Origin of the sequence: Enterococcus sp. AZ170 (assembly GCF_050545135.1) — a bacterium.
Classification (GTDB): domain Bacteria; phylum Bacillota; class Bacilli; order Lactobacillales; family Enterococcaceae; genus Enterococcus_L; species Enterococcus_L ureilyticus.
Genome location: NZ_CP172947.1, coordinates 2,749,865 through 2,762,610, shown reverse-complemented (window position 1 = coordinate 2,762,610; position 12,746 = coordinate 2,749,865). Strand labels below are relative to the sequence as shown.

The 12,746-nt window shown below is 36.2% G+C and carries 13 protein-coding genes and 1 pseudogene; 7 read left to right on the top strand and 7 right to left on the bottom strand.

From position 1 onward, the window contains the following. Window positions 1–20 precede the first annotated feature (20 nt). Window positions 21–884: a class II fructose-bisphosphate aldolase gene (locus IGJ55_RS13350; protein WP_207121067.1), complete on the top strand. Its 864-nt coding sequence runs from the start codon at window positions 21–23 to the stop codon at window positions 882–884. Between the two features lie 4 nt (window positions 885–888). Beyond that, the gene (locus IGJ55_RS13345; protein WP_207121068.1) at window positions 889–1,512 is read left to right on the top strand and encodes an AAA family ATPase; all 624 of its coding nucleotides are present in this window, start codon (window positions 889–891) and stop codon (window positions 1,510–1,512) included. Window positions 1,513–1,576: 64 nt separating this feature from the next. On the opposite strand, the gene IGJ55_RS13340 is transcribed toward IGJ55_RS13345, so the two are convergent. The 3 genes from IGJ55_RS13340 to IGJ55_RS13330 all read right to left on the bottom strand — a co-directional run bounded on the left by IGJ55_RS13340 (window position 1,577) and on the right by IGJ55_RS13330 (window position 4,012). Beyond that, window positions 1,577–2,056, bottom strand: a complete 480-nt coding sequence (locus IGJ55_RS13340) for a GNAT family N-acetyltransferase (protein ID WP_069639021.1) — start codon at window positions 2,054–2,056, stop codon at window positions 1,577–1,579. 184 nt (window positions 2,057–2,240) lie between these two features. Next, a complete protein-coding gene (locus tag IGJ55_RS13335; protein WP_207121069.1) occupies window positions 2,241–3,623 on the bottom strand; it encodes a PH domain-containing protein in 1,383 nt (460 codons plus the stop codon). A gap of 14 nt (window positions 3,624–3,637) precedes the next feature. Beyond that, window positions 3,638–4,012: a GntR family transcriptional regulator gene (locus IGJ55_RS13330; RefSeq protein WP_069639023.1), complete on the bottom strand. Its 375-nt coding sequence runs from the start codon at window positions 4,010–4,012 to the stop codon at window positions 3,638–3,640. A gap of 143 nt (window positions 4,013–4,155) precedes the next feature. On the opposite strand from IGJ55_RS13330, the gene IGJ55_RS13325 reads away from it, so the two are divergent. The 3 genes from IGJ55_RS13325 to IGJ55_RS13315 all read left to right on the top strand — a co-directional run bounded on the left by IGJ55_RS13325 (window position 4,156) and on the right by IGJ55_RS13315 (window position 6,798). Then, window positions 4,156–5,484 (top strand): aminopeptidase C, encoded by a 1,329-nt coding sequence (locus IGJ55_RS13325; RefSeq protein ID WP_430606627.1) that lies wholly within the window; start codon window positions 4,156–4,158, stop codon window positions 5,482–5,484. A 667-nt stretch (window positions 5,485–6,151) separates the two neighbouring features. Next, window positions 6,152–6,487 (top strand): DMT family transporter, encoded by a 336-nt coding sequence (locus IGJ55_RS13320; RefSeq protein ID WP_069639025.1) that lies wholly within the window; start codon window positions 6,152–6,154, stop codon window positions 6,485–6,487. After that, window positions 6,484–6,798 (top strand): DMT family transporter, encoded by a 315-nt coding sequence (locus IGJ55_RS13315; protein ID WP_069639026.1) that lies wholly within the window; start codon window positions 6,484–6,486, stop codon window positions 6,796–6,798. Before IGJ55_RS13320 ends, IGJ55_RS13315 begins: the two co-directional genes overlap by 4 nt. A 102-nt stretch (window positions 6,799–6,900) precedes the next feature. Here the strand turns inward: IGJ55_RS13315 and IGJ55_RS13310 are convergent. The 3 genes and pseudogenes from IGJ55_RS13310 to IGJ55_RS13300 all read right to left on the bottom strand — a co-directional run. Beyond that, window positions 6,901–7,005, bottom strand: a pseudogene (locus IGJ55_RS13310) (chitinase); the annotation flags it as partial. A gap of 30 nt (window positions 7,006–7,035) precedes the next feature. After that, window positions 7,036–7,620, bottom strand: coding sequence for a lytic polysaccharide monooxygenase (locus IGJ55_RS13305; RefSeq protein ID WP_429948845.1), 585 nt, complete (start codon window positions 7,618–7,620; stop codon window positions 7,036–7,038). A gap of 167 nt (window positions 7,621–7,787) precedes the next feature. Continuing rightward, the gene (locus IGJ55_RS13300; protein ID WP_069639027.1) at window positions 7,788–8,633 is read right to left on the bottom strand and encodes a helix-turn-helix domain-containing protein; all 846 of its coding nucleotides are present in this window, start codon (window positions 8,631–8,633) and stop codon (window positions 7,788–7,790) included. Window positions 8,634–9,070: 437 nt separating this feature from the next. On the opposite strand from IGJ55_RS13300, the gene IGJ55_RS13295 reads away from it, so the two are divergent. Next, window positions 9,071–10,426: a PTS sugar transporter subunit IIC gene (locus IGJ55_RS13295; RefSeq protein ID WP_430606626.1), complete on the top strand. Its 1,356-nt coding sequence runs from the start codon at window positions 9,071–9,073 to the stop codon at window positions 10,424–10,426. Continuing rightward, window positions 10,386–11,834 carry a 6-phospho-beta-glucosidase gene (locus IGJ55_RS13290; RefSeq protein WP_429948850.1) on the top strand — a complete coding sequence of 483 codons (1,449 nt, stop codon included), beginning with the start codon at window positions 10,386–10,388 and terminating at the stop codon, window positions 11,832–11,834. The genes IGJ55_RS13295 and IGJ55_RS13290 overlap by 41 nt, the downstream gene beginning before the upstream one ends. Before the next feature lie 53 nt (window positions 11,835–11,887). On the opposite strand, the gene IGJ55_RS13285 is transcribed toward IGJ55_RS13290, so the two are convergent. After that, window positions 11,888–12,688 carry a MurR/RpiR family transcriptional regulator gene (locus IGJ55_RS13285; RefSeq protein WP_429948852.1) on the bottom strand — a complete coding sequence of 267 codons (801 nt, stop codon included), beginning with the start codon at window positions 12,686–12,688 and terminating at the stop codon, window positions 11,888–11,890. Window positions 12,689–12,746: the final 58 nt, after the last annotated feature.

Sequence of the window (12,746 nt, the reverse complement as noted above, 5' to 3'; positions counted from 1 at the left end):
AATAGACAGGAGACGGAAACATGTATACAACCTTAAAAGAAGTAACAGCAACAGCAACAGAATTGAATTTTACAGTAGGGGCTTTTAACGCCCATAATTTGGAAATGTTGCCTGAAATGATTCGGGCAGCAAAAGAGATGGGGGCTCCGATTATTATCCAAACTAGTGTCGATACAGCAAAGTATATTGGCTACGAGGTCTTGGTTTCTGTGGTGAAAACAATGGCTGAAAACGAAATGGTTGATGCGGTCCTTCATTTAGACCATGCGCGGAATTTTGATGACATTAAAGAAGCAATCGATCAAGGGTACACCTCTGTTATGTACGACGGTTCACACCTCCCTTTCAAAGAAAACATTCTAAAAACCAAAGCGGTAGTCGAATATGCTCATAAACATGGTGTTTCTGTTGAAGGAGAATTAGGTACGATTGGTGGAACGGAAGAAGGAATCCATGTGGCAGAAAATGACAAAGTTTACACTAAACCAGAGGATGCACTAGCATTTGTAGAAGCGACTGGAATCGATGCCTTAGCCATTGCGATTGGAACAAATCATGGACAATTTAAATCTAAAACCGAAGTGAACCTACCTCTGCTTAAAGAAATCCACGCAATTGTTGATATTCCATTAGTTATTCATGGCGGAACTGGCGTTAAAGAAGAAGATTATCCAGAACTGATCAATAATGGTATCCGCAAATTTAATGTTGGGACGGAACTTTTAGTGAATTGGACCAAGATGGCCAAAGAGTCATTTGAAGAGACTGCTGTAAATAAATCATTACGATACAATGTGATTCCCGCCAATGAAGTTTGTCACGACATTGTGAAACACAAAATCGGTTTGTTTATGAATACCAACAGTCCATTACAAGTAAGGTAGATTAATGAAAAAGTATTTAATTCTACTGGCAGGCAGCCCAGCAACAGGTAAAAGCTATCTCATTCAAAAAATCCGCGAACAGATTCCTGATCTTTTTCTAATTACACCAGATGAAGGAAAAGAATTGTTTGCAGATTCAATCGGGTTTGATACGCTTGCCGAAAAAGCGCAGCTGGAGAAAAAAGTTTGGCATTTTTACTATGGTGTTTTAGCGCTCTATATGGAAGCAGGCAAGCAAGTGATTGTTTCAGAGTATCCTTTTAGTGATAAACAAAAAGAAACACTAGCGAACTTGGCAGATACTTATGCGTATGAAGTGATCACGATCCGGTTGGTAGCTGATTTTGAAGTATTATGGCAAAGAAGAGCCCGACGAGATTTAGAACCAGATCGCCATCTCAGCCATCTCATGTCTCATTATCATTTTTCAGACAGATTAGAGGATCGAAGTCAGGCAGACAATCTAATTACGAAGGAAAACTTCAAACAAATCACTCAAACAAGAAAATACGATCAATTTCAATTAGGAGAACTTCATGAAGTAGATGTCACTGATTATGAGAAGGTCGATTACACGTCGTTGATCGACTATCTAAAAAAGAAAGTTCAAAGCAAAAAAAATAAATAGAAAGCAGAGAGACTCCCCAAAAAAATGGTGGGTCTCTTTGTTTTCTATTGGTAAAAATAACCGATTATTCGTTATCTTTACGGTAAACCATTAAGTAATTCATCAGCAATACACCATTGCGGTAATTGATTTTTTGTTCTTTCGATTCAAAACCAAGTGATTCAAAAAAGGGCTTAGCTGTGATCGACGAATAGACCGTAATCTCTTTAGCGCCAGCCTTAAATGCATGAGCAATCAGATCGTTCGCAATTAATTTTCCGACACCGTAGCCGATCCATTCCTTACCGACGTATAAGTAATCAAGCTTTCCTGAATCAGAAATACTTCCGAAGCCAAGTATTTGCATTCTATTTTGTGCAACGACGGTATAGTTTGTGTCAAGTTTGGCATGCCATTTTTCATAGTCAGGTGTTAGCTGAACCCATTGCTCTATTTGTTGGGGGGTATAATCTTTTTTATTGATTGCTTGGATTGTTCCGTTAAATAAAGCAAGTAACGTTTCTAAGTCAGATTTCTGGTAATTTCTCAAATTGAATCCAGTCATTAGTTTGTTCACTCCTATTCATTAAGCTTAGTTTAATCACATAAAAGAAATATGTCAAAGTATAATTTGGAAAAAATTCAGTTTTTACTAAAATAAGCTCTTAAGAATAGAAAAAGATTACTTAGGCAGATGAAAAATAAAGAAAAAGGGTAGGAAAAGCGAAGTCACTTTTCCTACCCTCACCCTATTTCCCACGAATTGTTTGGATATCCTGATAATATTTTTTTGTTTTGTGGCTGTCTTTATTCGTATAATAGTACAATTTATCCTTCGTTCTTATTTCTAAAATTGGTTTTTCATGCGTTAAAACCAATAAATAAGCAGGCTTGTTATCGACCCGAAATTCTCCTGTTAAATAATTTTCTGTCGCTGTGCCATAGAGACGGATTTTATCTTTAGGCAATGTGTCGATCAATGCCACAGATTCAACATCGTCCCACTCGATTTTTCTACTTTGAGTCATCGGTGCAGATAAATGAATACCAATATGAGAAGTGCTTAATTGAAAGGGATTAGCAGTAAAGTCACTGATCAGCATAGGGATACTGACACCAATCAAAGCAAATATAACAATAACGGCCAGTATGCCCATCGTCAGTTTTCCGCCAAGTCTACCTAAATTAGTTGAGATATTCATGCCGACACGGTCCGGTACAAGGATCCTTTTATCATCTGGATTAATATAAATCGCATACTTCCAATATTGATCTTCATCACTGTAACGATATTCCTTGGCTTGTGCAATCAATTGATCTTGTTTTTTTCTAGCGGAGAACAAATAATAAAAAGTAAAGAGCACAAAAAACAAAATCAAAAGTGCAAAGATCAAGGATACAATCAGCATTTGCTCATAAGGCAGAACAATCGAAATCGTTGAAATGAAAGCAAGTGGACTTAGAGCAAAAGCTGAAAGAGCCATTAGAACGGACCAATGGTGGCGCATGGAATCATTGACTTTTTGATTGATCGCTTCATCACTTGTCACAGCCTTGACTGGAAAACGTGCAATAAAATAATAGAAAAGCCAAAACATCGCCATCATAAGAACAGCAAGCAGACAGAAAAGCCAAGTCCCACCTGTTGCTCCAAGTGTTACGAATGAATAAATAGAGCCCGAAAGAACGATTAAAAGGCTGGGTAAAAACCACCAGATAGAAATTAATTTCCGGTTCTTATTTGCCACAAGTTTTGTATCCACTAAAATCGGACGAACGGGCAATACCCAATTGTTTTTCACTTTCACTGCGGTCATTTTTCGAATAGACAAGATTTCCAAATAGTAAAATGCACCAATAAAACTGAATACGTTCACGATAAAGTAAATCAACGTCAATGAATCGTAAGGAATGATTAAAATCGGTAAGGCTAGAATAGTAAAAATAAAAGCACCTTGAAGTAGTCTTTTTTTATAAGTCCTACTAACAGCAAGAACTTGTTCATCTTGAAGCTTATCTTTCGGTAAAGTTGTTTCCAAAATAACATTTTTATGCGGATTTGCAGGTATTCTGCCAGAAAGAGCCATTAAAAAATTGACACCTACAAGTAGTAAATAGAGAAAGAAATTCATTTTCAACACACCTTTTACTGTTCAAATTTTTGATAAATCTGTTTGACCTCGTCTTGTATTGCGTTTTCCGATAGCTGATGAATCTGGGCTTCAGCTAACAACAGTTCCAATCTTTTTGAAAACCGTTTTTGAAATGACGGTTCATTGACTTGCTTTTCAGCTACTTTTGTTCCATTTCGGCGATCAGTCAAAATGTAACCATCATTTTTTAATAAAGTGTAGGCTTTTGAAACAGTCATCATGTTCACTCCGATTTCGTCTGCCATTTGTCGAACAGAAGGCAGAAGTTCGCCTGGCTGCAACTTATTTGTGGCAATCCCAAGGATCAATTGATCACAGATCTGTTGATAAATAGGGATCTGACTTTGGGCATTTATTTCTAATAACATCATTTCACCTCTTTTCACTTTGTATTACATATAATAATACACGTGATGCAAAAAAGCAATGATATTTTTATGAAATGCTTGAGAGAATGAAAATTCAGGCATATAATAGAAAAGAAACGTGATGTGTGAAAGGATGAATGAATATGTCAGCAATTGAACCAACTGTTACAGAAAAGTTTCATGATACATTTACAAAAAATAATAAACAAAATGCCTTACAACGCGGAGTAGTAAAAAATGGTATTGCAGCTTCGGCTCAAAATCAACGTGCTGAGGTCAATAATGTACCTGTTTTTTCAGTGGATCTTACAACTGGAAAAGTGGCCAATCAAAAACAAAGTGGCCGCTGTTGGATGTTTGCAGCCTTAAATACATTTAGACACAAAATGATCAACAGCTTTAATCTAAAAGATTTTGAACTATCTCAAAATTATACTTTTTTCTGGGATAAATATGAAAAATCAAATTACTTCTATGAAAATATAATTGCGACGGCTGATCAAGCGTTAGATAGTAGAAAAGTGGCGTTCCTATTAGCGACACCTCAACAAGATGGTGGACAATGGGATATGATCGTATCACTTTTCCAAAAATATGGTGTTGTTCCTAAAACAGCCATGCCTGAAAGCAGCAATAGCTCAAACTCTCGTGATTTGAATAATTACTTAAACAAAAAATTAAGAAAAGACGCAACGATTTTGCGTGAGTTAATTGCTAGTGGCAAACCAGTGCAAGACATTCAAACAGCTAAAGAAGCGATGCTGGGTGAGGTTTACAACTTTTTGGCAATTTCATTGGGTACGCCGCCTGAAACTTTTGATTTTGAATACCGTGACGAAGAGAAAAAATACCATTTAGATCAAAACTTAACGCCCCAATCATTTTATGACAAATACGTTGGCGTAGATCTAGATGAATATGTAAGTATAATCAATGCTCCAACAGCAGACAAACCTTATAATCAAACCTATACAGTCGAAATGTTAGGGAATGTCGTTGGTGGTAAAGAGGTTAAATACATCAATGTGGATATGACCACTTTCAAAAAATTAGCTATTGCTCAACTTGAACAAGGAGAATCGGTTTGGTTTGGCTGCGATGTTGGTCAATCCTCTACAAGAGATAGTGGGATCATGTCTTTAGATGCGTATGATATGAATGATCTATTTGATATCGATTTTACAATGACGAAAGCACAACGTCTAGATTTTGGTGAAAGTTTAATGACGCACGCAATGGTCTTGACAGGTGTCGATATGATCGACGGCACATCGACTAAATGGAAAGTTGAAAACAGCTGGGGTGAAAAAGTCGGTGATAAAGGTTTCTTTGTAATGAGCGACGCTTGGATGGATGAGTATACGTATCAAATCGTTGTCCGGAAAGAATTATTATCGAAAGAATTGCAAAATGTCTGGAAACAAGAGCCAACAGTGTTAGCACCTTGGGACCCAATGGGTGCCTTGGCGTAAATAGAAAAAAATCCTAGCTCATCCGAGCTAGGATTTTTTTGTTACCCAAAGTATGCGCATATTTTCAAAAAGATTTTAGTGTGTTATAATTTGTATAGACAAAAGAAAGACGCTGATATTACTACCGCCTAAAGTAAGTAATATCAACGTTAACTGATTCACTAGGAATCTTTTTTTGATAAGTTAAGTGTATCATATGTTGATTAGATTTACAAAATCGTAAGACGAATATTTTCAGAATTATTCGATTAATTTGTTTTTTTAATAAGTTAAAATAAACTAATGAAGAATTGTTGAAAGAAATTTTTCTAAAATGCTTGGGTTTTTGGACATTTAATTAGAAGTATCTAAAATAAAAGCACTTCTGACTATTTTTATGGGTAAGACAGGTTATTTGTTAAAATTTATTTAATTAATTAGATAGAGAACGACTATTGCCAAATCATGGATTGTGTAGTAGGATGAAAAGTGACGTTAATACATTGAAATAATAAAATTAAATCAACTAACTTTGATAGGTAGCGCCGGCTATTTATCAGCAAAAGTGTAGATCAACAATTCTTAGGCCTTAGAAGGAATTGTTGATGGACACTTTTTTTTATTTATGTCGTTTAGTTGCATAAGATTATACGAGTCTGCAATGCTTTTAAATTTAGGAGGTTTTTAGATGAGTAAGGATTGGATAAAATTAATGATTGGTGCATTTTTTGAGGTTCTGTGGGTCATTGGAATAAAGCATAGTAATACTTGGTGGGAAATTTTAGTAACGGTTATTTGCATTCTCATCAGCTTCTACGCATTGATAAAAGCAGGAGAATCACTGCCGGTTGGAACAGCGTATGCGGTGTTTGTTGGGTTAGGTACAGCTGGGACTGTGGTTACAGGCATTCTTTTTTTCGGCGAAGAATTTAAACTATCTAAAATTCTATTAATCATCATATTACTTATTGGTGTGATGGGCTTGAAATTTGTTACAGGTGAGAAGGGAGCGAGTCAAAAATGAGTTGGATCTTTTTGATTATTGCGGGAACTTTTGAAATGCTGGGAGTTGGATCGATCAATCGTTTTAATTTGAAAAAAGATAAACAGTCTTTATTTCTGTTATTTTTAACGTTTGGCGCAAGCTTCGTTTTTCTGTATTTAGCTATGAAAACTCTACCAATGGGTGTTTCTTATGCGATTTGGACAGGGATAGGAGCAGCTGGCGGAGCAGTTTTAGGAATGCTTTTTTATGGGGAATCGAAGGATTGGCGTAGAATTATTTTTATTGGAGTTATTTTAGGGTCTGTTATCGGTTTAAAACTAATTGGCTAGTGAAAAGAGGATCGTAGCGTAGTCTACTTTTTTCTCGCCGTTTATACGGATATAGAGAGCGGCACAAAACTGTTTTTAGTTTTGTGCCGCTCTCTTCCTTTTTTACTGTACAATTTGTGTATATCTTGTAGCAAACTCATTATTATAAGAAACACCATTTACGTTTGTCCCAATGTCCCAGTTGGCTGACCAGGTCATTAGTCCTTTCTGCCGCTCCTTCCAGTTGCCCTTAACTAGTTATTTTACGTTAACATCGAGGACTTGGTAAAATGCATTTGTTGTATCAAAAACATTCCAAACTGCATAAATCACGTGATAGCCTTTACGATCTGTTGGTACTGTGATGGTATGATTGACCGTAGCTTCAGGAATAGTTCCTTTATCATCAACACGCCCAATCAAGTCAAAGTTGTTGATCGCTAATGGTTGATTTGGATCCCATCCCTGTTTTGTCATATAGTAATCCCATGTCGAAGTTCGATGTTGAGCAGTCAGTGTCCACTTGATTGAAAGTGGACCTGTAGCGATATCCGATTTAACCCACCGATCAGTGGTCTGTGTATCTAATGGTTCAAAACCGCTAACCCCAGCACTAGCTAATTTCCCAGGAGTAAATGTATTTTTAGTGGCTTCAATACTTTGAGGTTCCCACTCAGCACGACCAACATTCTTATTTACTTTTCCACCTTGGGCGCTGCCGAAATAGGCGCGGCTTCCCGGGGATGAAACATATCCGTGAGCATGTGTAATAGTCGATGAAACAGATAACCCTCCAGCTAATAAACCAAGTGCAAGGACTGCTTTGAGCATTGTATTTTTCAATGTGATTCCTCCTAAAAGTATTTTTTGTAGCGCTTACATTGGTAAATATATCATGTTGTTTCGTATTGTTCAAATGATATGAAATTATTTTTAAAATAATATATATGTGATGAAAAGATAAAAATGTCAGAATGGATTGAGCTCAATTCATTCTGACATTTATTGTTTTAACGATTCAAATTTTTTTCATCATTTGCAATCACACTTAACAAGCTTTGATTGTCGTTGAATGTGGCAAAAGCCTTCGCACTATTAAAATCAGGTGCTGTCAAATCTGAGGAGCGCATAAAGTCGTTAAATGCGGCTTCATACGCCAAAAGGTCCAACATATATAAGGATTGGTAGGTCCGATTCAAAATCATTCCTTCACATGCTAGATCAAAAGCTGTGTTGTAGTCTTCGATCAATGAGTAAAATTTCGCAGTATTGAAGAAAATCTTAGTGGCTTCGATCGGCATTTTAACCGTCATTTTTTTCAGCATATTGATGGATTTTTCATAGTAAACTTGCGCTTTGTCTAATTCATTGACCATTTCATAGACGATTCCTAAACTATTGACTGAAAGAATCGCGTAAACAGAGTTTGAATCACCAAGCTCATCGGCTCTATAGAAATAATACAAACTATCGGTTGTATTGTTGTAGCCTAATAAATTAGTGATCCCCATGAAATAGAACCAGCGAACCTTTAGTTCTTTATTTTGGAAATTCGTTACGTCAATCGAGTTTTCTTGTAAAAGTGAATAAGCTTCTTTATGTTTAAATGTATTACATAATTCTTCTACATGATTTAATAGGGACGTTAGTTTTTTCTCGTCATTATCATCTAATACACTTTCCAGACTGAGGTTTAATCTTTTGCAGATTGCATCAAGGATCTCAAGACTATCACAGACATTTTTATTTTCAATGTTACTAACAGTTCCCTGTGTACAAATTCCAGCAGCCAAAGTGACTTGCGACATTTTTTTTTGCTTTCTTACTGAACGGATGATGTCTCCTTTGATTCTCATATTTTTCCCCTCTATGTTTAAGCGTTATTGTTCTAGTTTTATATAATAGTATGGTATTATCCACTTAGAATCAACTGAATTTTTGGAGGGATAAAAATGAAAGCGCTTTTAATTTTGTTGGATGAAGTGATCCGCTACGGAAATACTGGGCACGTCTAGTGTAAAAAAAATAGTGAATAGAAGTGTTTTTTTGACAAATAGCTTAAGCATGAAAGCTTTTCAAGTGGAGAGATTTTACTCTTTAAATTTGAAAAGTTTTTTTATTTTATCTAAAAAATAGGATGTAGTTTTTCTCACTGTATAGTTTCACTCACTTTCAAAATTTGTAAAAAGAACAGCTTCTGTAAATTGTACAAATTTTGCTCTCACAAGTGCAATAGTGCTATGATATGCTGTTTTTTGTAATCGATTACAAAAAATGGTTAAAGGAGAAGGAAATGAATAAAATTGAAAAGATAATCAATGAGCGACTCATGCCAGTCGCAATGAACATTCAAAATAATAAGTATATGAGCGCAATTTCAGATGGTTTTTCAATGATTTTACCGATTACGATGCTAGGAGCCATTTTTACTTTGTTCTCAAGTATGCAGTTTGAATGGTATCAAAGTTTTCTAAAAGTAACCCACTTAGCAACTATTTTAAGCTACACATCAAAAGTGACGACAGATATGATCGCTCTTTATGTGGTATGCGCGGTAGCGTACAATTTAACGATAAAGCTTGGTTTTAAAAAAGATGCTTTCTCTTCAGCACTGATTTCACTTGTTTTATTTTTCTTGTTGTTACCCAATGGAGTAGGCCATCAATTGAATACAGGAGAGATCGTCCCTATTTCAAATGCTCTGGCAACGGAATACTTAGGTGCCAAGGGAATGTTTATGGGACTTATTATAGGGATCATTGTTCCGATAATCTATTGTGGCATTATTAGGCGAGGAATTATTATTAAAATGCCAGCAAGCGTTCCACCAACCATTGCCAAATCTTTTGCTTCTATAGCACCAGCATTTATTCTTACAGGTATTTTTTCAGTCGTACGTTTCGGCTTTGAAATGACTTCATATGGAGATGCGAATAACTTTATTTACTCTATTTTAGGTGGACCGTTACAAACATTAGGAAATAGCCCATTTTCATTTATCATGTTAATTATTGTTGCTCAGCTATTATGGTTTTTCGGTATCCATGGATACATGATCATTCGTCCTATTTTACAAACCGTTTTTATTCCATTAAGTTTGATAAATCTAACGGCTTTTGAGGCAGGAGAGCAATTGCCAAATGCGATTACATATCAACACTATGGAACCTATGCTAATTTAGGCGGATCTGGCGCCTTGCTGGGATTAGCGATTCTGATGGCTTTTACGGCGAAAAGTGACCGCTATAAAAAGTTAGGAAGAATGGCTTTGCCTGCTACTTTCTTTGGGATCAATGAACCTGTTATCTTTGGCATACCAATGGTACTGAACACAGTCTTTTTCATTCCTTTTATCATTGGTCCTATCGTGATGTTTGTGATTCCCTATTTACTACAGGTTTTTCATGTAATCGAAACATTGCGAGGCATTCAGCTGCCGCTTGGAACACCCGCTTTGGCCTATGGTTGGTTAGAAGGAGGACTGCCGATTCTACTTGTACAAGCGATATTGATTGTGGTCCAAATTATTCTGTGGTTACCTTTTTTTAAAGCTGCGGATAAGCAGGCCTTGCTTGAAGAAAAACAACTTGATACAGAATTAACAGTAAATGAAGAAGATAAGGTGGGGAATTCAATTGCAGAGATTTAAAGAGGATTTTTTATGGGGTGGTGCATTAGCTGCCAATCAATCAGAAGGAGCCTATTTAAAAGATGGGAAAGGTCCTTCGATCATTGATATTTTACCAGTGGGCGCCCCGCGCAAACGTGGGTTAAAAGATCCCTTGCAGGCACTTGAACAAACGTACGATTATTATCCTAGTCATCAATCCATTGATTTTTATCATCACTATAAAGAAGATATAAAACTTTTAGCTGAACTTGGAATCAAGTGTTTGCGGACATCAATCAGTTGGCCTAGGATTTTTCCAAATGGGGATGAATTAGAGCCAAATGAAGCCGGGCTTCAATTTTATGATGCGGTCTTTGATGAATGTTTAAATTATAAGATTGAACTAATTGTTACGATCAATCATTTTGATACACCGCTCTATTTAGCAACAGAGTATGGCGGTTGGCAAAGCAAACAATTAGTTGGGTTTTATAAAAGATACTGCGAGACAATTTTTAAACGATATCAAGGGAAAGTAAACTATTGGATAACGTTCAACGAAATCAACATGATTTTACGCAATCCCTTTTTAGCAGGCGGCTTGATCGATACTGAAAAAGGCGAGAGACAAAATCACATTTTTCAAGCAGCACATCATCAGCTACTTGCATCAGCGGAAGCAACCAAAGTAGCAAAAGAGATTGATCCCAACATGCAAATAGGCTGTATGTTGGCAGCAGGGAGTGTGTATTCATATACGTGCAATCCTAAAGATGTTCAAGCAGCGATTGAGCGTACGAGAGAACAGTATTTTTTTATTGATGTTCAAGTCAATGGGACCTATCCTTACTTTGCGCAACGTTACTTTGAAGAGCACGACATTCAACTGTCGATTTCAAAAGAAGATGCTGATTTGTTAGCTAAACATACGGTTGATTTTGTGGCATTTAGTTATTATACCAGTCGTTTAGAGACTAGTGATAGTGAATTGCGAAAGAATCTTATCGAAGGAAATGCAATGGCAAGTGTCCGCAATCCCTATTTAAAGGATGCAGGCTGGGGCAGACAAATCGACCCATTAGGCTTTCGGATTACTATCAATGAAATTTATCAACGTTACCAACTACCACTATTTGTTGTTGAAAATGGGTTAGGTGCAGAAGATAAAGTTGTTGAAGGACAGATCCATGATCACTACCGCATCGATTACTTTAGTCAGCATATCAAACAAATGGCTGAGGCTGTAAAAGATGGTGTTGAATTAATAGGTTATACCACTTGGGGCTGTATAGATTTGATTAGTGCCGGAACTGGTGAAATGAAAAAACGTTACGGCTTCATTTATGTCGATTTAGATAATGAAGGCAAAGGTAGCCGTAAACGTTATAAAAAAGATAGCTTTTCATGGTATCAAAAAGTCATTGCGACCAATGGAGCAGATGTATAAACAGGCCGTGATGACCCACGAAAAGCTACGTCATTTATAGTAAACAATCATCATTATGAATAAAGGTGGTAGTAACGAGAATAAAGAATATCAATCAATAATTGGGCTTGATAAGGAGCAGCCTTTTTAATAGAGCTTTGTCCCAAATAAAGGACTTCATCAAAAATATTTGCGATTCTCATCTGAATATTCTGTGTGATGAGGACTGTGTAATTGTCCTTTGAAGATAAGTCAAATAAAAGATCGCTGAATTTTAAAAAGTAATTACCATCCGTAGAAAGAATAATCACTAAACTATTTTTGGTGATCTGTTGGAAGGCTTTTCGTTGATTCATCCGCCCGTTAAAGTATGTAACGTATTTTCCGCATGAAAATAATTGATATTGAAATTGTTCTAATAATAAGCCGGAACTGTGCGTACCAAAAAAATAAACATCTTCAGTATCATGGATTCGCCGACATAAGGCATCGATCTGCGTTAAATCAAGATTTTCTTCTAATGATAAAAAAGAATGAGCTATTTTTTGGATATAATGACTAAGCGAACGCTCACTATCGGCTTCACCAATCGTCAACTCAAAATTATTTTTATTGATAAATTTTGCCGTGTCCGATTGATACTCGATAAATGCTTGTTTCATATCAGAAAATTTTGAGTACCCTATTTTTTTCGAAAATCTGCTGATGCTAGCAGTCGAGGTAAAACACTCATCTGCTAAAGACTCAATGGTAATATCAGGTGCATCATGGCCAACTTTTTTGAGTAATACGCGAGCAATAGTCGTATTTATATTTCCTTCAGTTGTGGAAATAACGAGATCCTGAAGTTTCCCCACAATACTTGTTTTTTCCATGAACTCCTCCCAAATAACTATGATTATGTAAAGTATAACAGAAAAATGAAGGAGGTTG

What these genes read in the sequence shown, in the direction of transcription:
- IGJ55_RS13350 (WP_207121067.1), top strand. Translation starts at nt 21, where the DNA reads ATGTATACAACCTTAAAAGAAGTAACAGCAACAGCAACAGAATTGAAT.
- IGJ55_RS13345 (WP_207121068.1), top strand. Translation starts at nt 889, where the DNA reads ATGAAAAAGTATTTAATTCTACTGGCAGGCAGCCCAGCAACAGGTAAA.
- IGJ55_RS13340 (WP_069639021.1), bottom strand. Translation starts at nt 2,056, where the DNA reads ATGACTGGATTCAATTTGAGAAATTACCAGAAATCTGACTTAGAAACG.
- IGJ55_RS13335 (WP_207121069.1), bottom strand. Translation starts at nt 3,623, where the DNA reads ATGAATTTCTTTCTCTATTTACTACTTGTAGGTGTCAATTTTTTAATG.
- IGJ55_RS13330 (WP_069639023.1), bottom strand. Translation starts at nt 4,012, where the DNA reads ATGTTATTAGAAATAAATGCCCAAAGTCAGATCCCTATTTATCAACAG.
- IGJ55_RS13325 (WP_430606627.1), top strand. Translation starts at nt 4,156, where the DNA reads ATGTCAGCAATTGAACCAACTGTTACAGAAAAGTTTCATGATACATTT.
- IGJ55_RS13320 (WP_069639025.1), top strand. Translation starts at nt 6,152, where the DNA reads ATGAGTAAGGATTGGATAAAATTAATGATTGGTGCATTTTTTGAGGTT.
- IGJ55_RS13315 (WP_069639026.1), top strand. Translation starts at nt 6,484, where the DNA reads ATGAGTTGGATCTTTTTGATTATTGCGGGAACTTTTGAAATGCTGGGA.
- IGJ55_RS13300 (WP_069639027.1), bottom strand. Translation starts at nt 8,633, where the DNA reads ATGAGAATCAAAGGAGACATCATCCGTTCAGTAAGAAAGCAAAAAAAA.
- IGJ55_RS13295 (WP_430606626.1), top strand. Translation starts at nt 9,071, where the DNA reads ATGAATAAAATTGAAAAGATAATCAATGAGCGACTCATGCCAGTCGCA.
- IGJ55_RS13290 (WP_429948850.1), top strand. Translation starts at nt 10,386, where the DNA reads ATGAAGAAGATAAGGTGGGGAATTCAATTGCAGAGATTTAAAGAGGAT.
- IGJ55_RS13285 (WP_429948852.1), bottom strand. Translation starts at nt 12,688, where the DNA reads ATGGAAAAAACAAGTATTGTGGGGAAACTTCAGGATCTCGTTATTTCC.